Below are 21,282 nucleotides of genomic sequence, written 5' to 3'. Positions count from 1 at the left end.
AGAGAACTGTCGCAAAAGCCTGCCACAGGATAAGTTAAGCCGGTTAACCGGCTGAGGCGTGCGGAAGAGCAGGAATCATGAACGAACTGAAGCCGGTACAGAGCGAATTCAACAATGTCGCGGCAGCGAGCCCGGAAGGCAATCCGGACCGCTTCGTCAACCGCGAATTCTCCTGGCTGCAGTTCAATCGCCGCGTTCTCGAGGAATCGCTGAACACCCATCACCCGCTGCTGGAGCGCGTCCGCTTCCTGTCGATCTCGGCCGCCAATCTCGACGAGTTCTTCATGGTGCGCGTCGCCGGTCTTGCAGGCCAGGTGCGCGAGGGGATCGTGCTGAAGAGCCCGGACGGACGCACTCCCGAACAGCAGCTCGAACAATTGCTGCGTGAGGTCGAGCGGCTGCAGGAGGACCAGCAGAAGAGCCTGTCGGCCCTCACGGTGCTGCTCAACAAGGAAGGCATCGAAACCATCACCCGCGACGCGCTGACAAAGGACGAGAAGGTCTGGCTGGAAGACCATTTCCAGGAGCAGGTGTTTCCCGTGCTGACCCCGCTGTCGATCGACCCGGCGCATCCGTTCCCGTTCATTCCCAATCTCGGCTTCTCGATGGCGCTGCAACTTCGCCATCGCAAGAATGGCGAGGAGATGAGCGCGCTCTTGCGCCTGCCGGTGGCGCTGAAGCGCTTCATCCGCCTGCCGGACCGCAAGCACCATGTCCGCTTCATTCCGCTGGAGGAGGCGGTCGGCCTCTATATCGGCAAGCTCTTCCCTGGCTACGAGGTCAAGGGTTCCGGCACGTTCCGCATCATTCGTGACAGCGACATCGAGGTCGAAGAGGAATCGGAAGATCTCGTGCGCCTGTTCGAAACGGCGCTGAAGCGCCGCCGCCGCGGCTCCGTCATCCGCATCGAATTCGACAAGCTGATGCCTGGGGAATTGCGCGATTTCGTCGCCGGCGAGCTTGGCGTCTCGTCGAGCCGCATCAGCGTGCTCACCGGGCCGCTGGCACTCAGCCAGATCTCCGAGATCGTCTCCGTTCCCCGCGACGACCTGAAATTCATCCCCTACAACCCACGCTTTCCCGAGCGCATCCGCGAGCATGGCGGCGACTGTTTCGCCGCCATTCGCGAGAAGGACATCGTCGTCCATCACCCCTATGAGTCGTTCGACGTGGTGGTGCAGTTCCTGCGCCAGGCGATGGCCGACCCCGAAGTAGTGGCGATCAAGCAGACGCTCTATCGCACCTCCAACGACAGCCCAATCGTGCGTGCTCTGGTCGACGCGGCCGAAGCCGGCAAGTCAGTAACGGCGCTGGTCGAGCTCAAGGCGCGTTTCGATGAGGAGGCCAACATTCGCTGGGCGCGCGATCTCGAACGCGCCGGCGTGCAGGTCGTGTTCGGGTTCCTGGAACTCAAGACCCACGCCAAGATGTCGCTGGTGGTGCGGCGCGAGGACGGCAAGCTGCGCAATTACGTCCATCTCGGCACCGGCAACTACCACCCGGTCACCGCGCGCATCTACACCGACCTGTCCTTCTTCACCACCGATCCGACGATCGCCCGCGACGTCGCCCAATTGTTCAATTTCATCACCGGCTATGCCGAGCCGACCGCGGAGATGCGGCTGGCGATCTCGCCGTTCACGCTGAGGAACCGCATCCTCCAGCACATTTCGGACGAGGTCACCCATGCGTTGGAGGGACGGCCGGCGCGTATCTGGATGAAGATGAACGCGCTCGTCGATCCCATCATCATCGACGCGCTCTACGATGCCAGCCGCGCCGGAGTGGAGATCGACCTCGTCGTGCGCGGCATCTGCTGCCTGCGGCCGCAGGTGCCGGGCCTGTCGGAGAACATCAGGGTCAAGTCGATCGTCGGCCGTTTCCTGGAGCACAGCCGCATCTATTGCTTCGGCAACGGTCATGGCCTTCCGTCGGACGAGGCCATCGTCTACATCTCCTCGGCCGACCTCATGCCGCGCAATCTCGACCGCCGCGTCGAGACCATGGTGCCGATCACCAATCCAACTGTGCATGAACAGATTCTGGGCCAGATCATGCTGGGCAACATCATGGACAATCAGCAAAGTTTCGACGTATTGGCAGATGGAACCTCCCGGCGCGTGGTGCTGGAGGAGGGTGAGGAACCGTTCAACGCGCAGGAATATTTCATGACCAATCCGAGCCTGTCGGGACGGGGTGACGCGCTGAAATCGCATGCGCCCAAGCGAATCGCCCAGTTCAAGCGCCGCAAGAAGAACGCCGCCACCTGATGCTGTCCAATTCCCAGGGCCGGCTGCAGGACCGCCGACCGCTGTCCATCATAGACATCGGCTCCAATTCGATCCGCCTCGTCGTCTATGAGGGGCTGGCGCGCTCGCCGACCATGCTGTTCAACGAAAAGATGCTGGCCGGCCTCGGCCGCGGCATCGTGTCGACGGGGAAGCTGGACCCCGAGGGTGTGGCGCGCTCGATGGAGGAGTTTCGCCGTTTCCGAGCGCTCTCCGACCAGGCAGGCGCCGAACACATGTACGTGCTGGCAACCGCCGCCGCCCGCGAGGCGATCAACGGTCCCGATTTCATCCATCGTGCCGAGGATGTGCTCAAGACCGAAATCCGTGTGCTCTCCGGCCGCCAGGAAGCGCATTATTCCGCGCTCGGCGTCATCTCAGGCTTCCACCCGGCCAACGGGATTGCCGGCGACCTTGGCGGCGGCAGCCTGGAGCTTATAGACATTGATGGCGAGGCGATCGGCGACGGCATCACGCTGCCGCTCGGCGGCCTGCGCCTGCAGGACATGGCGAAGAACTCGCTCGTCCAGGCGCAGAAGATCGCGCGCCAGGAACTGGCCCGGGCCAAGCTCTTGAAGGGCGGACAAGGCAGGACTTTCTACGCTGTTGGCGGCACCTGGCGAAACCTCGCCAGGCTGCATATGGAGATGAACAACTACCCGCTCGGCGTCATGCACCACTACGAAATATCGGCCGAAAGCGCTCAGAACTTCCTCAAGCAGGTGGCCAGGGGCGAAGTCGAAAAGGTGAGGGGTATCGAGGGTGTCTCCAAGAACCGCCGTTCGCTGCTGCCCTATGGCGCTCTCGTGCTGCAGGAGATCATGACGGCGATGCAGCCGTCCAGGATCGTCGTTTCGGCACAAGGCGTGCGTGAGGGTTTCCTCTATTCGCTGCTCGACGCGGCCGAACAGAAGGCCGATCCGCTGATCTCGGCCGCCGAGGAGCTTGCGCTTCTGCGCTCGCGTTCGGTCCATCACGCGCATGACCTGGTCGAATGGACCGGCAAGGCCTTCAAGGCGTTCGGCATCGACGAGACGGAAGACGAAGCGCGCTATCGCCACGCCGCCTGCCTGCTCGCCGATATCGGCTGGCGCGCTCATCCGGAATATCGCGGCAAGCAGTCGCTCAACATCATCGCGCATGCCTCGTTCATCGGTGTCGATCATCCCGGCCGCGCCTACCTGGCGCTGACCAACGCCTACCGTCACGATGGCGTCTTCAATGAATTGGTGGCGCCCGAAATCAGGGCGTTGGCGCCGCCGCGCCTGCTGGAGCGCGCCCGCGTACTGGCAGCGATGATGCGCGTGGTTTATCTGCTGACGGCCGCGATGCCCGGCATCATGCCGAGGCTGAAATGGGAAAGCCGCCCCAACGGCGCGCTGGCGCTGGTGCTGCCGGCCTCGCTCTCCGACCTATACGGCGAGCGGCCGGCCGGCCGGCTGGCGCAACTGGCGCGCATCACCAACCGTCGCCTGGTGCTGGCGGTCGAGGGCGGGCAGAGCGTGTCGGCGAAATGAACACGGCCTATTAGAGCGTGATTTATCTGACCCACGCGGAAATTAGATCAACTCAATCGCACCACTTGCCGGCGGCTTCGACTTGTCATCGGCTTCGCGTTTGAGGACCGGCTTCCCCCACTCCGTCGCTGCTTCGCAGCGCCACCTCTCGCCCCTCCGGAGGGAGAGGAAGGGAGCCTGGCGTGAGTAGCGTTGGCTAAAATAAGTTCGTGCCCTTCCTCTACCCCGTCGATCGGGGAAAGGTGGCCGGCGAAGCCGAGACGGAGTGGGGGTCGACTAGGCTCGGCTTCGGGCCCGTCCTTGGATTTAAGACGATATTAAACCGCACCGCGCCCATCGGCCGACCAGGCGCCGGCGCCGGCCATGGCAAGCGCCAGGAAACCACCCGATATCGCGATATCCTTCATCAGCATCTGCTGGTGCAGGAAGGCGAGCGCCGCATCCTCGGCGCCTTGGCCATAGTGGCCGATATAGCCGGCCGCGATGCAGAAGCCGGCCAGCAGCAGTGCCACGATCCGCGTCTGCAAACCAATGAGGATCAGCAGTCCCGCGATCAGCTCGAAAAGGCCGGTGCCCCAGGCGGCGAGCGCCGGCAGCGGCAGGCCGAGGCCGGCGAAATAGCTGGTGGTGCCGGCGATGTTGGCGAGCGCCTGGAAGCCGGACGGCACGAACAGCACGGCAAACAGCAGCCGCGAAACCAGAAGCAATGCACTGCGACCCATGGCTCCCTCCCTTGCCGGCACGGTCGCCGGCGACCATTGCAGTCTAATGCATGTCGCCCGGGAGTGTCCTTGGTTCCGGGACAACGACATGCATAAAACCAGAAGCTTACAGCAGGTCGGGCGAATCCTATTTGCCGCGACGTGCTGTAGGCCTGTAAGCACACAACGAAAAAGCGGCGCGGAAAATTCCGCGCCGCTCGTTTCAGGTCCTTGGGAGAAAAAAACCTCAGCCGCGCTTGGCGTCGATCGAATAGGCGCCGGCACCCGAGGAGGCCAGCAGCAGGAAACCGCCGGTGATGGCGACGTTCTTGAGGAACTGGATCATCTGCATCTGGTCGGCCCAGCCGGTGTGGGCGACCAGCCCGGTTGCGATCGTGAAGATCGCGAGCACCCAGGCGGCGACCCTGGTCTGGAAACCGACGAGGACCGCAAGGCCGCCAAGCAGCTCGATCAGTCCGACGATGACGGCTGTCGCCGTCGGCGCCGGCAGGCCGAGGCCGCCGAAGTAGGCGGCGGTGCCGGAAATGGCTGTGAGCTTGCCGAATCCCGAAAGCAGGAAAATGACCGCGAGCAGGATGCGGCCGACGAGGATGGTGACAGAGCTGTTGGACGCGGTGCCGCTGCCGGCGAAGGAGGTGTTTGTGGACATGGTGGCTCTCCGAATGGGGTTGATGCCCCGTCAGATAGAGCATGCCGACTGTTCACCAAAGCCGCCTATCCGGCGACACATTGTTCACAGGGCATACGTTTCTGTGAACCGGTGAAAAACGGAAATTCGTGTCGGTCGATGCGCTGGCGTGAGGATATTCTCCTGCCGAAAAATGCCTTCACCCCGGATGCGTCATGTCCTGCGGCCGCACCAGGCGGTCATAGTCGGCCTCGCTGACCAGTCCGGTTGCCAACGCTTCCTCGCGCAACGTAGTGCCTTTCTTGTGCGCGGTCTTGGCGATCTTGGCGGCGTTGTCGTAGCCGATGGTGGGCGCAAGCGCGGTCACCAGCATCAGCGAACGGTCGAGTGCCGCCTTGATGTTGTCCTCTCGCGCCTCGATGCCGACGACGCAATTGTCGGTGAAGGAGACCGAAGCGTCGGCGAGCAACTGCACCGACTGCAGGAAATTGTAGGCCATCAGCGGATTGTAGACGTTGAGCTCGAAATGGCCCTGGCTGCCGGCGAAGGTCAGCGCCGCATTGTTGCCGAACACCTGCACGCAGACCTGCGTCATCGCCTCGCACTGGGTAGGGTTGACCTTGCCTGGCATGATCGAGGAGCCGGGTTCGTTTTCCGGCAGCGACAATTCGCCGAGGCCCGAGCGCGGGCCGGAGCCAAGGAAACGGATGTCGTTGGCGATCTTGAACAGTGCCGCGGCCGCGGCATTGATGGCACCGTGCGAGAACACCATGGAATCATGGGCGGCGAGCGCCTCGAACTTGTTCGGCGCGGTGACGAAGGCAATGCCGGTAATGGCGGCGATGCGATCGGCCACCCGCTCGGCGAAACCGACCGGCGCATTGAGGCCGGTGCCGACGGCGGTGCCGCCCTGCGCCAGTTCCTGCAGGCCGGGCAGCGTCTGCTCGATGCGCTTGATCGAGGAGGCGACCTGCGCGGCATAGCCGGAGAATTCCTGGCCCAGCGTCAGCGGCGTGGCGTCCTGCGTGTGGGTACGGCCGATCTTGATGATGTGGTTGAAGTCCCGGCTCTTGGCGGCGAGCGCCTTGTGCAGGTGGTGCAGCGCGGGGATCAGGTCATGCTCGATCCGCTCGGCGCAGGCGATGTGCATGGCCGTCGGATAGGTGTCGTTCGAGGACTGGCTCATATTGACGTGGTCGTTGGGGTGCACCGGCTTCTTCGAGCCCATGACGCCGCCCAGCATCTCGATCGCGCGGTTCGAGATCACCTCGTTGGCGTTCATGTTGGACTGCGTGCCCGAGCCGGTCTGCCAGACCACCAGCGGAAAGTGGTCGTTGAGCTTGCCGTCGATGACCTCTTGCGAGGCCTCGATGATCGCCTTGCCGATGGCCGGATCGAGCCGCTTGAGCTCCATGTTGGCTTCCGCCGCCGCCCGCTTGACGATGCCCAGCGCGCGCACGATCGAAGCCGGCTGCTTCTCCCAACCGATCTTGAAATTGCCGAGGGAACGCTGCGCCTGGGCGCCCCAATAACGGTCGGCGGCGACCTCGATGGGGCCGAACGTGTCGGTTTCGGTTCTCGTCTTTGGCGTGCTCACGGCAAGGCTCCGGTCTGTCGATTTGGGCAACGGCGTATCGCGTTGCACAAATGGCTTCAAGCGGAGAATAACGCGGCTGCGGATGCAAATCGGTTGAAGATGCTTCCGAGGAGAGATCGGCGGCTTCGCGTTCTCAACTCAAGGGCGAACCGACAATATCGATGCCATTTTCCGCGCAGATACGCACCAGAGCCTCGATCATCTCGGGCGTCGGCTCGGACAGCGGCGGCAATTCCGGCTGTCCGGCGGGGCGGCTCGCCTGACGCAGCATCGTCTCGAACCCGCGGCCGCGCGTGACGGTCAGAGCGCGCGCACCTTCTGGAGATTCGACCCTGTATGTGTGCGGCAGGCCTTTCGGCGCAATGAGGGTCTCGCCGGTGCCAGCGACCCGCTCCTGTCCGTCGATCCGAACGCGCAGCTGTCCTTCTAGGATATGAAACACCTCGTCTTCGTGCCGATGCACATGCAGCGGCGGAGAATCGCCATGGGGCATGCGGTGCTCGATGACACAGATGCCGTCCTCGCCCTCCGCCGACGATATCCGAATGGCAACCAGTGTGTTGTTGAACCAGAAGAGTTCCTTGCCTGTAGTGGTCCCGACGGTCATTGTCATGGTTCTTCCTCCTTTGTTGCCTTCGGACGGGTCGCGGTCGGAAGGATCTGATCAGGTGCATGCCGCCGATGGAAATCCAATGATCATATGGGGCGGATTGATGCCATGAATTTAAATGCGCTCGACCTCAATCTGGTCAGGGTGCTCGATGCGCTTTTGCGCGAACGAAGCGTGACGCGCGCCGGCGAGCAGATCGGGCTGAGCCAGCCCGCCGTGAGCGCCGCGCTCAATCGCCTGCGTCATGTCCTCAACGACCAGTTGTTCGTGCGGCGCGGCAACGACATGGTGCCGACCCCGCGCGCCGAAAGCCTGACGGAGCCGGTGCGCGCCGCACTGCGCGAGATCGAACGCGCCTTTCATTCGGCGCATTCGTTCAATCCGGCGGAACTTGAGCGAACCTTCACGCTCATGGGGGCGGACTTCTTTTCCATGCTACTGATGCCGACACTGGCGGTGCGCGTCGCGGCTATCGCGCCGCATGCGTCGTTACGGTTTCTCGATAGCGCGCGAGGCGATGTTTCGCGTCTGCTCCAGGACGATGAAATCGATGTGGCTCTCGAACGTCCGCTGGAGGTCTTGGATTGGGTCTCCAGCGTACCGCTGTTCCATTCGCCATTCGCAATCATTGCGGCGCAAAACAATGCTGCGATCAGACTGGCGGGGATCGCAGGGGGCGAGCCTATTCCGCTTGAGCTTTTTTGCGAACTGCCGCACGTTCTTCGCTCTATCGACGGCTCGATGTCGGGCTCCACCGACGAGGCGCTCCGCAAAATCGGGCGAAGCCGCCGTGTAAGCTTGGCACTGCCTCACTTTCAGGCTGTCGCGTTGGCCGTCGCAAACGGAAACTACCTTTCCGCGGTTCCCAGGCAGTTCGCGGTTTGGGCAGCCAAGACCCTGCCTCTCGCCATCTTCGAGCCGCCACTTCCCATTGCCGTTCCTGAAATCAGGATGTACTGGCACGCACGCCGAGACGACGAGCCCCCTCATCGCTGGATTCGCCTTCAGATCCTGGACGTTGTGGGCGCTCTTGGATTTGTGGAAAGCGCCGCTGGTGAAGTTGCCGCGCCATAGCGGCCAGGCAGTTCACCCCGCCGTGTAGCCGCCGTCGACGGCAAAGATGCCGCCACTGGTCCAGCCAGCCTCGTCGCTGGCGAGATAGATCGCCATGCCGGCGATGTCTGCGGGTCGACCGATGCGGCCGAGAGGATAGCTGCGTTCGACATAGGCTGTCAGTTCCGCCTGTGCCTCGACAGGCAGGTTGTCCACGGTCTTGCGCCGCATGGCGGTGTCGACCGTGCCGGGTGCGATTGCGTTGACGCGGATGCCGCGCGGACCGAGTTCGAAGGCCAGCGATTTGGTCAGCGAGTTCAACGCGCCTTTGGACAGGGAGTAGAGGCTTGATGGCCGTTTCGGGATCATCTTGTTGGCGAAATAGGAGGAGATGTTGATGACGGATGCACCTGCACCGAGATGCGGCAGCAGCCCCTGGGTGAGGAAGAACGCCGCCGTCACATTGAGCGCGAAAGATTGCTGGAACTGTGCCTCGCTGACACTCTCGAACGGCACGAGATAGGCGACACCGGCATTGTTGACGAGAACGTCGAGTGGCTGGCCGGATTCTTTCGCCTGCTCGACGACCGCTGCGAGGCCGGGGCTGGTGGCGAGGTCGGCCGACAATGTCGCCACCATGCCTGTCGAGCCGAGGGCCGTCAGCTTCTGGCGAGCGGTGTCGAGTTTGCCCGCGTCGCGGCCGACGATCAGGACATCGGCACCCTCGTGCAGGAATGCCTCGGCGATCGCCAGGCCGATGCCGTCCGATCCGCCGGTGATCAACGTCCGCTTGCCGCGAAGCCTCATCACGCACCTCACCATGCGTTTGCCATCAAACAGAGGGATCGCACCGCATGTCCGTGACGGGGTCAAGTCATGAGGCTATCCCAGGGTATGAACTTCGGCCGGCGTCCGGCGCAAGCGCCCGACGGCCGGCTGGCCTGAGACCCGTCGCAGCGCGAAAACCGGACGACGTGCGGGTCGGTTTCACGCGCTGGCGGTGGAGCGCTCCTGAGTAGCCAGCCGCGCGGCGACATAGCCCTTGACCTGCCGGATCGCCTGTTCGCGCGAGACGCTGCCCGGCTGCAGGCCGAGCCGAAGCCAGAGTCCGTCGATCAAGGCCGTGACGCCAAGCGCGATGTCGTCGGCCTCCCCAGGTGAGGCGAGGCCGCGCAGGCCGGACAACAGGTTCGAGCGCATGCGCCCATGGATCACCTTCTGGATGCGCGCCAGCTTTTCATCGCGCGGCACCTCGGCGCAGAGCGAAAGCCAGGCATGGCATAGAGGCGGCAGGAAGAGATGCTCCTCGAAATTGCCCTCGATCACCGCGTCCAGGCGTTCCATCGAAGTCCGCGCCCGGCGAAGCCTTGCGACCACCGCGTTGCATAGGACTGCGTTGGCCTCGCGCATGGCGTGCTCGAACAATTCCTGCTTGTTGCGGAAATAGTGCAGCACGATGCCTTTGGAGGCGCCTGCATGGGCGGCGACTTTTTCCAGCGTCGCCCCCGCAATGCCTTCGCGCTCCAGAACCGCGAAGGCCGCCTGGCGCAATTCCTTTCGGCGTATGTCGCCAAGGCGTCTCAGTTTCACGAGATTGTTCCATGCCTCACGAATCCATGTTGACATTTTCGCCCCGCGAGATCAATCATTGACCCATGGGACAATAAAAAGACCGATGGGCCAACACAATAAGGAGAACGGAAATGGTGCGTATCCTTGCAAGCTGTCTGGCCGCGCTGGCGTTGGCCTCGCAGGCTGCCCAGGCGGCCGACGCCGAGCAATGCCGTGTGGTCCGCATGGCCGAGCCCGGCTGGAACGATCTCGCTTTCACCACGGGTGTGGGCAATGTGCTCCTGCAAGCGCTCGGCTATCAGCCACAGAGCGAGGTGCTGGGCATCAACGTCATCTACGAAGGCATGAAGAACCGGGATCTCGACCTGTTCCTGGGCTACTGGGACCCGGCGATGGTCACCTATTACGAACCCTACAAGAAGGACGGCTCGATCGAGAATGTGCGTGTCAATCTCGTCGGCGCCAAATACACGTTCGCCGTACCGACCTATGTCTGGGAGGCAGGGGTCAAGGACGTCTCCGACCTGCACAAGTTCGCCGACAAGTTCGGCAAGAAGATGTATGGCATCGAGCCCGGCTCCAACCAGCTGATGATGGACGCCATCGCCGATCCGGCCTTCGGCCTCGATGGCTGGCACGTGGTCGAGTCCAGCGAAGCCGGCATGCTGTCGGAGGTCGGTTACGAGATCAAGGAGAAGCAGTTCATCGTCTTCCAGGGCTGGGCGCCGCATCCGATGAACACCATGTACGACTTCAAGTATCTGACAGGCGGCGACAAGTTCTTTGGCCCGAATTTCGGCGCCGCGACGGTGACGACGCAGGTCCGCAAGGGCTACCTGCAGGAATGTCCTAACGTGGCGCAGTTCCTCAGGAACCTGGTCTTCGACATCGACTTCGAGAATGTCGGCATGGGCTACCTCATCAATGACGGCATGAAGCCAGAGGACGGGGCGCTGAAGGCGATCACGCTGAACAAGAGCCGTCTCGATGCCTGGCTCGCCGGTGTCACGACTTTCGATGGCAAGCCTGGTCTTGCCGCCGTCAAGGAGAAGCTCGGCCTGTGAGACCGCCGGACGCTTTGTCCATCACCTGTGTGGAACAGAACGCCTGGGCTGGTCGCAAGCAATGGGTCAATATCGGCGATCTCGACATCGCCTATGTCGAGATCGCCGGTGCCGGGCCGCCGCTGTTGCTGATCCATGGTTTCACCGACACCAGCCGCAGCTTTTCGCTGCTGGCGCCGCATCTGGCTGGCCGCCGGCTGATCATGCCCGATCTGCGCGGCCATGGTGCCTCGCAGGCGGGCGGCGGCTACCGCGTCGCTGATTTCGCCGAGGATATTGCCGGGTTGATCCGGCATCTGCGGCTGGACCGGCCTATCGTCGTCGGTCATTCGCTGGGCGGCATGGTGGCAATTGCATTGGCCGCCCGGCAGCCGGACTTGATCGGAGGCCTGGTCGTGCTGGCCAGCACGCTGAAGCCCGGCTTCACGCCGGACCATGCGTTGCCGGTCGGCATCCTGGCCTTGCACGATCCGATATCGCCGGCCGACCCGTTCTTTGCCTGGTGGCATGCGTGCCAAACCTCGGTGCCGCGGACGTTCCTCGCGGGCCTGGCGACGGAAGCTTCCGCCATGCCTGCGGCCCGCTGGCGTGCCATTCTGGAGGAAGTCCGCATCACCGACCTGACCGCCGAGGCACGGGCCGTGCGGGCCAAGGCACTGATCATCGCCGGCGCCTGCGATCCGCTATTCGACGAGCCGCACCAGCAGGCCTTGGCCGACGCGCTGACCGGATCCCGTCTCGTCTGGGCGCAGAACTGCGGTCACAATCCCCATTGGGAGGACCCGGCCTTTGTCGCCTCGGCGATGGCGGGACTGCTGTCCGGCCGCTGATCACCGCAACAGCGATCGGGCCGTGGGCACCAGCCGCAACGTTTCGGCCGGCTTAGTGCTAATGCCCTGCATGTTCTGGCCAAGTGCCTGCCACGCCGGCGAAGTGGCGAGGCGATGGCTGGCGTGGGCATCGCCGTCGGGGAAGCCGGCAACGGTGATAAAGACGTTTTCGCCGGCGCGCACGGGTAGCCGCGGGAAGGTGTTTGCGGCCGGCTCCGTCAGGAAGGCGCCAAGCAGACGCGCGCCGGTCTGGGCAAGCCGCGCAACCATCTCCGCACGGAAGCGCCCGGCGAAGTCGGCGCCGATGCCCGGCCGTAAATGATGAATCGAAATCTCAACCAGGCCGGGCAACCCGCTCCGTTCGCTTGTGCTTTTGACCATGTCGGCCATTGGCCGGCGCAATCCCGACAGATCGAAGCCGGCATCCGGCCACGCCGGCCGCAGCAGCAGCACGTCGTCGGAATCGATCATCGTCGCGTTGGCCGCGTCGCGGTGCGCCGCCCATACGGGGCCGTCATAAAACGCGCTCAGAGCATGCTTGCGCGCATCCATGCTTTCGAAACCGCGCATCCAGACGAACATATCGGGGCGGTCCAGGTCGCGGAACTGGCCGATGATCGTCATCCCCGCGTCTTCCTGGCTTTCGATGAACTGCGTGTCGAAGATATCGATCAACGTTTCGCGCCGGCCAGGCTTCAACGTGTACTGCCGCAATTCCACGATCGGCGAGGCGAGTACCGCCGGCTTAGGCGTGGCATTCGGGATCGGGCTCATCCGCGGCTTCTCCAAAACAGGTTGATCGTCCTGTTTATAAACAGACCGGTTGCCCTGTTTTGTCAACATGCTATCCTTTTACAATGTCAGCAGAGCTCAACACCCGGCCAGGGCGAGTCCGAGGCAAACGCATCAACGACCCCGAAGGCATGCGCCGCAAAGTCCTCGATGTCGCCGAGGCAGCATTTCAGGCACGCGGCTACCATGCTTCCAGCCTCGGCGACCTGATGGCGGCGGCAGGCGTCAGCGGTGGCGCGTTGCATCATCATTTCCCGACCAAGAAGGCGCTGGCGCTGGCGGTCATCGACGAGCGCGTGGCAGCGGCGGTCGAGGAGACGTGGATCGCGCCGGTGCGGCAGGCGGCCTCGGCCCGCGAGGGCGTGCGTCAAGTGTTCGACGCCGTGGCGGCCGAACTGGAACGGCAAGGTTTCGTGCGCGGCTGCCCCCTCAACAATCTGGCCCATGAACTGTCGCTCGCCGATCCCGAATTTCGGAATGCCCTTGCCGGCGTCTTTTCGGCATGGCGCCAAGCGATCGCCGACAAGATCAGGGCCGACCAGCGGGAGGGCAGGGAGCAAGGCGCCGATCCCGAGCATTTTGCGGTGTTTGCGGTCGCCGCCTACTCCGGCGCCATGTCGATGGCCAAGACGGCGCAGGACGCCGGCCCGTTGCGCGATTGCCTAGCGGCGCTGGAGCGGAGCGCCTCGCAAGCGGCATCATCGCAGGGCGAGCCGGTGGCGCGGCGACGTCGCAGGGTGCTGCGCCGGCATGGCGCCACTTGAGGCAGGTGGATCGCTGGGGCCCGGCTCTGACGTCGCGACCAAGCTGGACGGACAGACGCCGCTTGTGCTGAATTCCGCCGATGATGAATCGCCTTCCGCCCCTATTGTTCTCACGACGCGGCTTTCTGGTGCAGGCCGCCGGTCTTGCGGCTGCCGGTACGCTTTCGCGTCCGGCGCTCGGCCAGACCGGACAGCGCATCCAGCCCGTCGACGCCACCTTCCTGTTCGTCGCCGACGTCCATGCCTGCCGCATGGCGAGCGGCTTGAGCCCTAATTGCAAGTTGGAAGGCAAGACGGACGCGGCGCTGCTACGCAACGTCGCGGCGTTGAACGCCATCGGTGACAAGGATTGGCCGGCGCGGATCAACGGCATCGCCACGGGCCTGCGGCCGGCCGGCAGCCGCATCGGCACGCCGCTCGGCCTTGTCGTTGGCGGTGACATCACCGACGATGGCGGCGGCCAGATCACCGAGCCCAGCGAAGGCACCCAGCTTCTGCAGTTCAGCCAGCGCTATCAGCAAGGCATGGGCCCCGACCGAGTGCACATTCCGGTTTATGTCGGGCTCGGCAATCACGACCTCGATCAGAACGGCCCGCCGCACCATGTCGACTGGTACCGGCGTGAAATGCGCGACTATGTCGAGGTCAATCATCGCGCCGGCGTGTTCTTCAAGCCGCCGGTGCCGGCCACCAGCTACGACGTCGACACTGACTGCTATTCCTGGGACTGGGGTGGCCTGCATCTGGTGCAGACCCATCGCTTCGCCGGCGACACCGGCCATGGCGCCGACAGCAGCCTGCCTTGGCTCAAGCAGGATCTCGCAACCTATGCGGCGGATGGGCGCCCGGTCATCCTGTTCCAGCACTATGGCTGGGATACTTTTTCGATAGAGCGGTGGGACCCCGCCAAGAGAGCATTCGACGATGACGGCAAGGGCGCGCCGCATTGGTGGAGCGATGCGGACCGCCAGGCCTTGCTGGCCGCCCTGAAGGGTTACAACGTCGTTGCCGTCTTCCACGGTCACCAGCACGAGGTGCCGATGATCTATCAACGCGACGGCCTCGATCTCTTCAAGCCGAAAGCCGCCTATATGGGCGGCTTCGCCTTGGCACGTGTCACCAGCGACAGCCTGGACGTCGTGCTGGGCGAAGCCGGCGATGATCATGGCGCCGTGGTTTTCACCACCGCTTTCAGCAAATCGCTGAAGACGTGAAAAGGGCCGCTCGACGCGGCCCTTTCCTCAGCGGTCAAGCGATTTCTTGACCTTGTCCTTCGCGTCGCCATAGGCCTTCTGCACCTTGCCGGTGGCCTTGTCGGCCATGCCTTCTGCCTGCGTCTGCCTATCGCCGGTCACTTTGCCGGCGGCTTGCTTGACCGAGCCTTTTACCTGCTTGGCCGCACCGGCGACCTGATCCTTGTTCACCATTTTCGCATCTCCCGGGTTTGGTTCGTCTTGGCAAACGAGCCGGCACGGTTTCGGTTCCGACAGCCGCCGCTTATGTCGGCGAAACAGGGTGTCTTTCGGGCGCCGCGCCGGCAGGCTAGGGTGCCGGCCAGCGCACTCCGCAAGGAGCAAACCGCCAAGGGGGACAAATGTCGGAATTCACGCTCTATATCGGCAACAAGTGCTTCTCGTCCTGGTCGCTCAGGCCCTGGGTGGCGATGCGGCACCTGGAGATACCGTTCGAAGAGGTCTTGGTGCGGCTGCGCACCCCCGAGACCGCCGCTAACCTGGCGAAGGTGTCGCCGACAGGTCAGGTCCCTGTCTTGGTTCACAAGCCCTTGAACCACACTGGCGGAATGGTCTGGGAAACCCTTGCCATCATTGAATACCTCGCCGATCTCTTTCCGGAGAAAAAGCTCTGGCCGGCCGAGATCGGCGCCCGGGCGCTGGCGCGTTCGGCGGCGACCGAGATGCATTCCGGCTTTCGCGAAGTCCGCTATGGCTGGCCGATGAATTTGCGGCGGCCAAAGGGCCACAAGCCACTCGATGCCGAGGGCGAGGCGCAACGCGCCCGCATCGAGGCGCTGTGGCGCGAGTGCCGCGAGAAACACGGCAAGGGCGGCCCGTTTCTGTTCGGCCATTTCACCGCGGCCGATGCCATGTATGCGCCTGTCGTTACCCGCTTCGACACCTATGGTGGGGATCTGGCGCCCGACACCAAGGCCTATGTCGACATCATCCTCGCGCTGCCGGCGATGCGCCAATGGTATGCGGAAGCGGCGAAGGAGCCGTGGCCGGAGCCGGGGCCGGATGAATAGGACCTGTCTGCGAAGTGGCCTTCCCCGTTTATCGGGACGGCCTATCTAGGAGCATTGGCGCGGCGCCCTTTGGAGATGTTGCAATGGCCGTTTCTTCCATGCTTGCCGGCAAGGTGGCTCTCGTCACCGGCGCCTCCTCGGGCATTGGCGAGGCGACGGCTGCGGCACTGGCTGCTGCCGGGGCAAGGGTCGCCGTCGCCGCCCGTCGGGTCGATAGGCTCGAAGCTCTGGCCGCCCGCATCGAAAAAATCGGCGGAACGGCTTTGCGCATCGAGGCCGACGTCACCAGCAATGACGATGTCGCTGCCATGGTCGGGAAGGTGGTGGCCGAATGGGGTCGGCTAGACATCCTTGTCAACAATGCCGGCGTGATGCTGCTCTCGCCGGCAGCGGAGGCAACGCTCGACGACTGGCGCCATATGGTGGAACTCAACCTGTTGGCGCTGATGGGCGTCACCAAGGCGGCGCTGCCGCATCTCAAGGCTGCCAAGGGCCATATCGTCAATGTCTCGTCGGTCGCCGGCCGCGTCGCCAATCCCGGCGCCAGCGGTTACGCGGCGACCAAATTTGGTGTCGTCGGTTTTTCGGAATCACTGCGGCGCGAAGTCTATGCCGACAAGGTTCGCGTCACCGTGATCGAGCCCGGCCTGGTGCGCACAGAGCTTGGCGACCATATCACCAACGCTGCCTCGAAGGCGGGGCTGGACCAGCGCCTCGCCACGATGGAAGCGCTGACCGCCGAGGATGTCGCCGCCGCCATCCTCTATGCCGTCGGCCAGCCGGCGCGCGTCAACGTCAACGAGATCGTCATCAGACCGACCGACCAGGAACGCTGAGCGGCCGCCGGCAACGCTCAGGTGCGGGCGCTTGTTCAGCATGGACGTTGGCCAGATGACGTCCTTTCAGGCGTCGAATTCTCGGATCGATGGCGCAACATTTGACAGGCGTCTGAAACACGCGTAGAAGAAAGTCGTCGATATTTGTTTGACTGACTTTTGTTATCCGCGCTTCCGAGCGCGCCTTTGACGAACTTCCCACATCAAAAATCGAGACAAACGACGTTGTGCATCCGCATGACGGCGAACGAATATTTGCCATGGAAAGGGTTCGTCATGAGCACCGGCACAGTCAAGTGGTTCAACGCCACCAAGGGTTTTGGTTTTATTCAACCTGACGACGGCTCCGCCGACGTTTTTGTCCACATCTCGGCCGTGGAACGCGCCGGTATGCGCGACATCGTCGAGGGCCAGAAGCTCGGCTACGAGATGGTCCGCGACAACAAGTCGGGCAAGATGTCCGCCGACCAGTTGAAGGCGGCCTGAAGAAAGAATTCAGCCGTCCCGGTGACCACGGATGTACTGGCACCGGTGAACGGCGAATTCGGGCGCATGGCTACGGGAACTTGAGTTTCCACGGCTTCTGCTGCCCATCAGGAGCTGCCTTGTGCATCCAGTTGGATGCGCGGCGCTCCCAGGGAAGGTCAGGCGGTGCCTGGCCTTTTTCATTTTACGCTTGTTGCCGCCGAAAATGCGCTGCGCATTGGGCTGAACGTGCTAAGGGACGCTCCAGCATCTTGAATCCGCTGCCGCATCGCTTTGTGCATGGTCCCGACCGAAGACCGGTCTCGTCCTATCGGCACCAAGCTCCTGACAGGAGAAAGATTTTGACCGCCCATTCGAAAACAGCCGTCGATCCGGCCGTGTCGCTGTTCAGCAAGACGCAAACCCAGTCGATGTCGCTTAACCGCATCATTTCCGAGCGCGATGCCGTCAGCGAAGCGCGGGAAGCCAAGACCGCGCGCCTGCGCGAGCTGCGGCTGGAGAAAGAGGCCGACGAGATGGCGGCGGCCGCGGCACTCGCGGCGCTGCCGAAACGAGCCGGAAAACGCTGATGGCCACCAAGCGCGTACCGCAAACGCCAATCGCGGCCGATGCGACCATCGCCGACATGGTCGAGACCCTGGACAAGCCGGTCGAATATGTCCGGCGCGTGCTGGAAAAGCTCGAACGCTGCAAGCGCGCCCATGGCGATGCCCAGGTGCGCGTCGGCGTGCGCGGCCGGGCCGAGTGCCCGAACTACCTCATCGAATATGTCCGCGAAGACGCCAAGACCCATGAGCGGGTCACCTATCAGGATGCCGCCTATAGCGGCAGCACGCATCGTGAGCTGGCCGCGCACCACATCGCGGAAGCCAGGAACTGGTCGCCCGAGGAAATGAACATCACGGCGGTTTCCGCGTTGATCGGCCGCTTGCGCAATCCGCGCGCACCATCATCGCGTTTCGCCGACGAGGATTGAAATGGCCATAAAATTCTCCGCCAAGGATCAGCCGGCAGCGCCGGCTCCCGCCGCAAAGCCGGCCAAGCCGGTTGCCGCGTCGAAGGCCGCCGCCGCCGACCAGGCAGCGACCGATCTGTTCAAGTCGCCAGCGGACGCACCGAAGGGCAAGGCCGGCAAGAAGAAGTAGCGCCTTGCCGCGGGACGCCGATCGCAATATTGCCGCGGCGGGGCCGTTTGCCCTGCCAGCCACGGCCAGCCTGCCGTCGGCACAACCAGGCATCGCTCCTATGTTCGATTGCCAGAGCTGCGGCGCGTGCTGTTCCTATTCAGCCGAGTGGCCGCGCTTTTCGACAGAGGACGATGCGCAGCTCGACCGCATCCCGGAAAAATACGTGGCGGCCGACCTGTCGGGCATGCGCTGTGACGGCGTGCGCTGTTCGGCCCTGTCTGGCGAGGTCGGCAAGTCGACCGCCTGCACCATCTATGACCTGCGCCCGGATGTCTGCCGCGCCTGCATGCCTGGCGACGACGAGTGCCTGATGGCGCGCCGGGCGCTCGGATTTTCCACCTCTTAGCGGCGGCTTCCTGGCGGCGAATGCATGTCGCCCGGAAGTGTCCTCGGTTCCGGGACGACGACAAGCATAAAATCAGAAGCTTACAGCGGGTCGGCGAATCCTATCGCCGCGACATGCTGTAATGACTGTCGCTTGTGCGCACCCCGCTTGCTGGCTAGGCTGCGTCAGGGTAGGGCGCCGGAGGAAATCATCGTGAGCATCGAATTTCTGTTGACGTCGCTGATCGTCGTGGCTTCGCCGGGCACCGGCGTACTCTATACGCTGAGCGCCGGGCTTTCGCGTGGTGCGCGGGCCTCGATCATTGCCGCCTTCGGCTGCACGCTCGGCATCATCCCGCATATGGCGGCCGCCATCACCGGTCTGGCGGCGCTGCTGCACACCAGTGCTGTCGCCTTCGAGACACTGAAATATCTGGGCGTCGCCTATCTGCTCTACATGGCCTGGAACACGCTGAAGGAAAAAGGCGGCCTGAGCGTCGAGGACAATGTCGCGCCGCGCTCGGCTGGCAAGGTGATCGCCACCGGCATCCTCGTCAACGTGCTCAATCCGAAACTGTCGATCTTCTTCTTCGCCTTCCTGCCGCAATTCGTCAGCACCACCGAACCCAACGCACTGTCGAAGATGCTGGAGCTCAGCTCGGTCTTCATGTTTTTGACCTTCGTGGTATTTGTCGGCTACGGCATCTTCGCGGCGTCGATCCGCAGCCATGTCGTGTCGCGGCCAATGGTGCTGACCTGGATGCGCCGGACTTTTGCCGGCGCCTTCGTCATGCTCGGCGCCAAGCTGGCGCTGGCGGATAGGTGATCGAGGCGCTTAGTCTAGCCCTTGACATAACCCATCGCCTCGACGATCCGCCCGTGCGCGACGCGCATCAGGTTGACGCCGCGCAGCGAATTGCCGTCGGCCATCCAGTAGCGCCAGCGGATCGTGGCGCGGTCGCCGGCCACGAAAGTCTCTTCGAGGTCGAAGCGCGTACCGGGTGCGGTGGCGATCGCCGACCACAGCTCGACGCAGGTCGCCTTGCCGGCGCGGCGCGCGCCGTCCGGCGCCGGCGTGGTGTTCTCGATCACGCAGTCCTGCGCCACCAGATCCTCGAGAGCCGAGGGATCGTGATGCTGGAACACATCGTTGTAGCGCCGCATGATTTCAGCCGTTTCGCCGGAGCGGTTGGCCGCGGTGATGTCGATGATCAATTCCTGGGTCAAGCGATTTCTCCTTCCGTTCATTGACCTATGAGGTTCGCTTTCAGCGTGATCATGGCGACGCCGGCCAGCGCCCGCGAGACGAGGCATCCCGCCTTGGCCGACTGCGCCAGCCGCTCGAAGTCGGCGGCGGGGAGCCTGGGGACGTTCGCCTCCGTCTCCAATTCAATGCGGGTAATCGTCGGCCCGGCCGCGGTGGCGCCCAGATGCACCTTGGCGGTCGTGTGGATGTCGCTTGCGACATGACCTTCACTGCCGAGGACGGCGGTGAGCGCCATCGAGAAGCAGCCAGCATGGGCGGCCGCGATCAGTTCCTCCGGATTGGTGCCGGGGCCGTTTTCGAAGCGGGACGGGAACGAGTAGGCGCCCTCGAACACGCCGCTGCCCAGCCTGAGCCGTCCGGAACCTTCCTTGAGCGGGCCGTGCCATTCGGCCGATGCTTCGCGAATTGTCATTGCTGTCTCTCCTCTGCTTGATGAAATGAAGGCTCCGCGACCGCTTCCTCATGCATCACGAGCCAGGCCGCCGTCTTGCCCTTTCCGCCGATACTCATCCATCTCTGCCTCCGAAATATGTAGACCGATTTACATATTGTGTAGACCGATTGTCATATTTCGGGCAAGCCTTATAGTGCGCACTCCTGACAGAGGTTGACATGGCGACGGACACACGCACGCGGATGATCGAGGCGACGGCACTGCTATTGCGGCGGCGCGGCTATCACGGCACTTCGCTCAACGACATTCTGAGCGCCAGCGGCGCGCCGCGCGGCTCGCTTTACTTCCACTTTCCCGGTGGCAAGGATCAGCTGGTCATCGAGGTGACGCGCGCCAGCGTCGCCGAGGTGACCGAGCGGCTGGGCGAGGCTTTGGCCGCCGAACGCGACCCTGCGGTCGCCGTCCATCACATCTATCAGTCGGTGGGACGCATGCTGGAAGACAATGAGTTCTCACTCGGCTGCCCGGTCGCGCCGGTCGTGCTGGACTCGCCAGGCGATGTGCCCGACCTTGTCGAACTGTGCCGCTCGGCCTTCGAACAGTGGATCGGCTTGCTGCGTGAGGCTTTCGTCAGGGCAGGAGTGCCCGAGCGTCGCGCGCAGGCACTGGCGTTGCTGGTCGAGTCTTCGCTGGAAGGCTTAATGGTGATTGCCCGCGCCACCCGCGACCGCTCATCGCTCAACGCAGTGGCCGATGAGGTGGCCATCCTTATCGAGCAGGCCGTGCTCGCCGGCAAGGTGGCACAGCGGGCGGAGACTACCGCTGTCTGACCGGTATCCCAACTGACTGCGGTGGAGCACCAGCCTCAAGACGAAAAGAAAAGGGCGACCTCGAGGGCCGCCCTTCGGTAGCTGAATGCAGATGGAAGCGTGGATTAGAAGTCCATGCCGCCACTCAAGCCCGCTTGCGGGCTTGAGCAACTTGGATTCATGGGCGTGCTTTATGGACTTCTTAGAAGTCCATGCCGCCACTCAAGCCCGCTTGCGGGCTTGAGCAACTTGGATTCATGGGCGTGCTTTATGGACTTC

The 21,282-nt window shown here is 63.4% G+C and carries 26 protein-coding genes; 16 read left to right on the top strand and 10 right to left on the bottom strand.

Features of this window, described 5'->3' with window-relative positions:
- The first annotated feature begins 77 nt into the window (after positions 1-77).
- Complete coding sequence (locus FJ543_RS30920; RefSeq protein WP_140726247.1) at positions 78-2,270, top strand: RNA degradosome polyphosphate kinase; 2,193 nt, start codon at positions 78-80, stop codon at positions 2,268-2,270.
- The gene (gene ppx, locus FJ543_RS30915) at positions 2,270-3,805 is read left to right on the top strand and encodes an exopolyphosphatase (protein ID WP_015318407.1); all 1,536 of its coding nucleotides are present in this window, start codon (positions 2,270-2,272) and stop codon (positions 3,803-3,805) included. The genes FJ543_RS30920 and ppx overlap by 1 nt, the downstream gene beginning before the upstream one ends.
- 317 nt (positions 3,806-4,122) lie before the next feature.
- Here the strand turns inward: ppx and FJ543_RS30910 are convergent, their stop codons facing one another.
- The 4 genes from FJ543_RS30910 to FJ543_RS30895 all read right to left on the bottom strand — a co-directional run bounded on the left by FJ543_RS30910 (position 4,123) and on the right by FJ543_RS30895 (position 7,365).
- A complete protein-coding gene (locus tag FJ543_RS30910) occupies positions 4,123-4,527 on the bottom strand; it encodes a DoxX family protein (RefSeq protein WP_140878683.1) in 405 nt (134 codons plus the stop codon).
- A gap of 226 nt (positions 4,528-4,753) precedes the next feature.
- Positions 4,754-5,176: a DoxX family protein gene (locus FJ543_RS30905; RefSeq protein ID WP_140878682.1), complete on the bottom strand. Its 423-nt coding sequence runs from the start codon at positions 5,174-5,176 to the stop codon at positions 4,754-4,756.
- 178 nt (positions 5,177-5,354) lie between these two features.
- The gene (gene fumC / locus FJ543_RS30900) at positions 5,355-6,752 is read right to left on the bottom strand and encodes a class II fumarate hydratase (protein WP_140617163.1); all 1,398 of its coding nucleotides are present in this window, start codon (positions 6,750-6,752) and stop codon (positions 5,355-5,357) included.
- A gap of 133 nt (positions 6,753-6,885) precedes the next feature.
- Positions 6,886-7,365: a cupin domain-containing protein gene (locus FJ543_RS30895; RefSeq protein WP_140878681.1), complete on the bottom strand. Its 480-nt coding sequence runs from the start codon at positions 7,363-7,365 to the stop codon at positions 6,886-6,888.
- A gap of 105 nt (positions 7,366-7,470) precedes the next feature.
- On the opposite strand from FJ543_RS30895, the gene FJ543_RS30890 reads away from it, so the two are divergent.
- On the top strand, positions 7,471-8,436 hold the full coding sequence (locus tag FJ543_RS30890; RefSeq protein WP_015318402.1) for a LysR family transcriptional regulator: 966 nt from the start codon (positions 7,471-7,473) through the stop codon (positions 8,434-8,436).
- Positions 8,437-8,448: 12 nt separating this feature from the next.
- Here the strand turns inward: FJ543_RS30890 and FJ543_RS30885 are convergent, their stop codons facing one another.
- On the bottom strand, positions 8,449-9,222 hold the full coding sequence (locus FJ543_RS30885; protein ID WP_140878691.1) for an SDR family oxidoreductase: 774 nt from the start codon (positions 9,220-9,222) through the stop codon (positions 8,449-8,451).
- A gap of 180 nt (positions 9,223-9,402) precedes the next feature.
- The gene (betI, locus tag FJ543_RS30880; RefSeq protein WP_140878680.1) at positions 9,403-10,041 is read right to left on the bottom strand and encodes a transcriptional regulator BetI; all 639 of its coding nucleotides are present in this window, start codon (positions 10,039-10,041) and stop codon (positions 9,403-9,405) included.
- A 77-nt stretch (positions 10,042-10,118) separates the two neighbouring features.
- On the opposite strand from betI, the gene choX reads away from it, so the two are divergent.
- Together choX and FJ543_RS30870 are read left to right on the top strand one after the other, a co-directional pair.
- Positions 10,119-11,051, top strand: coding sequence for a choline ABC transporter substrate-binding protein (gene choX / locus FJ543_RS30875; protein ID WP_140878679.1), 933 nt, complete (start codon positions 10,119-10,121; stop codon positions 11,049-11,051).
- Positions 11,048-11,881: an alpha/beta hydrolase gene (locus FJ543_RS30870; protein WP_224583171.1), complete on the top strand. Its 834-nt coding sequence runs from the start codon at positions 11,048-11,050 to the stop codon at positions 11,879-11,881. The genes choX and FJ543_RS30870 overlap by 4 nt, the downstream gene beginning before the upstream one ends.
- Here FJ543_RS30870 and FJ543_RS30865 read toward each other — a convergent pair whose 3' ends face one another.
- A complete protein-coding gene (locus tag FJ543_RS30865; RefSeq protein WP_318011559.1) occupies positions 11,882-12,721 on the bottom strand; it encodes an NIPSNAP family protein in 840 nt (279 codons plus the stop codon). It abuts the gene before it with no gap.
- Between the two features lie 83 nt (positions 12,722-12,804).
- On the opposite strand from FJ543_RS30865, the gene FJ543_RS30860 reads away from it, so the two are divergent.
- Both FJ543_RS30860 and FJ543_RS30855 read left to right on the top strand, forming a co-directional pair.
- Positions 12,805-13,437, top strand: a complete 633-nt coding sequence (locus FJ543_RS30860) for a TetR/AcrR family transcriptional regulator (protein WP_181174114.1) — start codon at positions 12,805-12,807, stop codon at positions 13,435-13,437.
- A gap of 80 nt (positions 13,438-13,517) precedes the next feature.
- A complete protein-coding gene (locus tag FJ543_RS30855; RefSeq protein ID WP_140790513.1) occupies positions 13,518-14,651 on the top strand; it encodes a metallophosphoesterase in 1,134 nt (377 codons plus the stop codon).
- 27 nt (positions 14,652-14,678) lie between these two features.
- Here FJ543_RS30855 and FJ543_RS30850 read toward each other — a convergent pair whose 3' ends face one another.
- Positions 14,679-14,864: a CsbD family protein gene (locus FJ543_RS30850; RefSeq protein WP_015318399.1), complete on the bottom strand. Its 186-nt coding sequence runs from the start codon at positions 14,862-14,864 to the stop codon at positions 14,679-14,681.
- Between the two features lie 167 nt (positions 14,865-15,031).
- On the opposite strand from FJ543_RS30850, the gene FJ543_RS30845 reads away from it, so the two are divergent.
- The 8 genes from FJ543_RS30845 to FJ543_RS30810 all read left to right on the top strand — a co-directional run bounded on the left by FJ543_RS30845 (position 15,032) and on the right by FJ543_RS30810 (position 19,359).
- Positions 15,032-15,700 carry a glutathione S-transferase family protein gene (locus tag FJ543_RS30845; RefSeq protein WP_140878677.1) on the top strand — a complete coding sequence of 223 codons (669 nt, stop codon included), beginning with the start codon at positions 15,032-15,034 and terminating at the stop codon, positions 15,698-15,700.
- A gap of 83 nt (positions 15,701-15,783) precedes the next feature.
- Positions 15,784-16,536 (top strand): SDR family NAD(P)-dependent oxidoreductase, encoded by a 753-nt coding sequence (locus FJ543_RS30840; protein WP_140878676.1) that lies wholly within the window; start codon positions 15,784-15,786, stop codon positions 16,534-16,536.
- Positions 16,537-16,812: 276 nt separating this feature from the next.
- Positions 16,813-17,022 carry a cold-shock protein gene (locus FJ543_RS30835; protein ID WP_010915421.1) on the top strand — a complete coding sequence of 70 codons (210 nt, stop codon included), beginning with the start codon at positions 16,813-16,815 and terminating at the stop codon, positions 17,020-17,022.
- Positions 17,023-17,363: 341 nt separating this feature from the next.
- Entirely contained in the window at positions 17,364-17,591 is a 228-nt protein-coding gene (locus tag FJ543_RS30830) for a hypothetical protein (RefSeq protein ID WP_015318396.1), read from the top strand.
- On the top strand, positions 17,591-17,998 hold the full coding sequence (locus tag FJ543_RS30825) for a hypothetical protein (RefSeq protein WP_140617157.1): 408 nt from the start codon (positions 17,591-17,593) through the stop codon (positions 17,996-17,998). Before FJ543_RS30830 ends, FJ543_RS30825 begins: the two co-directional genes overlap by 1 nt.
- Position 17,999: 1 nt before the next feature.
- The gene (locus FJ543_RS30820) at positions 18,000-18,167 is read left to right on the top strand and encodes a hypothetical protein (RefSeq protein WP_140878675.1); all 168 of its coding nucleotides are present in this window, start codon (positions 18,000-18,002) and stop codon (positions 18,165-18,167) included.
- A gap of 100 nt (positions 18,168-18,267) precedes the next feature.
- Entirely contained in the window at positions 18,268-18,555 is a 288-nt protein-coding gene (locus FJ543_RS30815; protein WP_015318393.1) for a YkgJ family cysteine cluster protein, read from the top strand.
- A 192-nt stretch (positions 18,556-18,747) separates the two neighbouring features.
- Complete coding sequence (locus FJ543_RS30810; RefSeq protein WP_015318392.1) at positions 18,748-19,359, top strand: LysE family translocator; 612 nt, start codon at positions 18,748-18,750, stop codon at positions 19,357-19,359.
- 14 nt (positions 19,360-19,373) lie between these two features.
- On the opposite strand, the gene FJ543_RS30805 is transcribed toward FJ543_RS30810, so the two are convergent.
- Complete coding sequence (locus FJ543_RS30805; RefSeq protein ID WP_140878673.1) at positions 19,374-19,760, bottom strand: nuclear transport factor 2 family protein; 387 nt, start codon at positions 19,758-19,760, stop codon at positions 19,374-19,376.
- Positions 19,761-19,777: 17 nt separating this feature from the next.
- A complete protein-coding gene (locus tag FJ543_RS30800) occupies positions 19,778-20,212 on the bottom strand; it encodes an OsmC family protein (protein WP_140878672.1) in 435 nt (144 codons plus the stop codon).
- Between the two features lie 200 nt (positions 20,213-20,412).
- Here FJ543_RS30800 and FJ543_RS30795 point away from each other — a divergent pair, with 200 nt between their 5' ends.
- Complete coding sequence (locus FJ543_RS30795) at positions 20,413-21,024, top strand: TetR/AcrR family transcriptional regulator (protein WP_140878671.1); 612 nt, start codon at positions 20,413-20,415, stop codon at positions 21,022-21,024.
- Positions 21,025-21,282: the final 258 nt, after the last annotated feature.

This window comes from Mesorhizobium sp. B2-5-7, from assembly GCF_006440875.1.
GTDB classification, from domain to species: Bacteria; Pseudomonadota; Alphaproteobacteria; order Rhizobiales; family Rhizobiaceae; genus Mesorhizobium; species Mesorhizobium australicum.
This window is presented reverse-complemented; position numbering and strand designations above follow the sequence as displayed.

What these genes read in the sequence shown, in the direction of transcription:
- FJ543_RS30905 (WP_140878682.1), bottom strand. Translation starts at nt 5,176, where the DNA reads ATGTCCACAAACACCTCCTTCGCCGGCAGCGGCACCGCGTCCAACAGC.
- FJ543_RS30835 (WP_010915421.1), top strand. Translation starts at nt 16,813, where the DNA reads ATGAGCACCGGCACAGTCAAGTGGTTCAACGCCACCAAGGGTTTTGGT.
- FJ543_RS30795 (WP_140878671.1), top strand. Translation starts at nt 20,413, where the DNA reads ATGGCGACGGACACACGCACGCGGATGATCGAGGCGACGGCACTGCTA.
- choX (WP_140878679.1), top strand. Translation starts at nt 10,119, where the DNA reads ATGGTGCGTATCCTTGCAAGCTGTCTGGCCGCGCTGGCGTTGGCCTCG.
- FJ543_RS30840 (WP_140878676.1), top strand. Translation starts at nt 15,784, where the DNA reads ATGGCCGTTTCTTCCATGCTTGCCGGCAAGGTGGCTCTCGTCACCGGC.
- betI (WP_140878680.1), bottom strand. Translation starts at nt 10,041, where the DNA reads ATGTCAACATGGATTCGTGAGGCATGGAACAATCTCGTGAAACTGAGA.
- FJ543_RS30910 (WP_140878683.1), bottom strand. Translation starts at nt 4,527, where the DNA reads ATGGGTCGCAGTGCATTGCTTCTGGTTTCGCGGCTGCTGTTTGCCGTG.
- FJ543_RS30815 (WP_015318393.1), top strand. Translation starts at nt 18,268, where the DNA reads ATGTTCGATTGCCAGAGCTGCGGCGCGTGCTGTTCCTATTCAGCCGAG.
- FJ543_RS30850 (WP_015318399.1), bottom strand. Translation starts at nt 14,864, where the DNA reads ATGGTGAACAAGGATCAGGTCGCCGGTGCGGCCAAGCAGGTAAAAGGC.
- FJ543_RS30890 (WP_015318402.1), top strand. Translation starts at nt 7,471, where the DNA reads ATGAATTTAAATGCGCTCGACCTCAATCTGGTCAGGGTGCTCGATGCG.
- FJ543_RS30845 (WP_140878677.1), top strand. Translation starts at nt 15,032, where the DNA reads ATGTCGGAATTCACGCTCTATATCGGCAACAAGTGCTTCTCGTCCTGG.
- FJ543_RS30820 (WP_140878675.1), top strand. Translation starts at nt 18,000, where the DNA reads ATGGCCATAAAATTCTCCGCCAAGGATCAGCCGGCAGCGCCGGCTCCC.
- FJ543_RS30855 (WP_140790513.1), top strand. Translation starts at nt 13,518, where the DNA reads ATGATGAATCGCCTTCCGCCCCTATTGTTCTCACGACGCGGCTTTCTG.
- FJ543_RS30825 (WP_140617157.1), top strand. Translation starts at nt 17,591, where the DNA reads ATGGCCACCAAGCGCGTACCGCAAACGCCAATCGCGGCCGATGCGACC.
- FJ543_RS30885 (WP_140878691.1), bottom strand. Translation starts at nt 9,222, where the DNA reads ATGAGGCTTCGCGGCAAGCGGACGTTGATCACCGGCGGATCGGACGGC.
- FJ543_RS30920 (WP_140726247.1), top strand. Translation starts at nt 78, where the DNA reads ATGAACGAACTGAAGCCGGTACAGAGCGAATTCAACAATGTCGCGGCA.
- FJ543_RS30800 (WP_140878672.1), bottom strand. Translation starts at nt 20,212, where the DNA reads ATGACAATTCGCGAAGCATCGGCCGAATGGCACGGCCCGCTCAAGGAA.
- ppx (WP_015318407.1), top strand. Translation starts at nt 2,270, where the DNA reads ATGCTGTCCAATTCCCAGGGCCGGCTGCAGGACCGCCGACCGCTGTCC.
- FJ543_RS30895 (WP_140878681.1), bottom strand. Translation starts at nt 7,365, where the DNA reads ATGACAATGACCGTCGGGACCACTACAGGCAAGGAACTCTTCTGGTTC.
- FJ543_RS30860 (WP_181174114.1), top strand. Translation starts at nt 12,805, where the DNA reads ATGCGCCGCAAAGTCCTCGATGTCGCCGAGGCAGCATTTCAGGCACGC.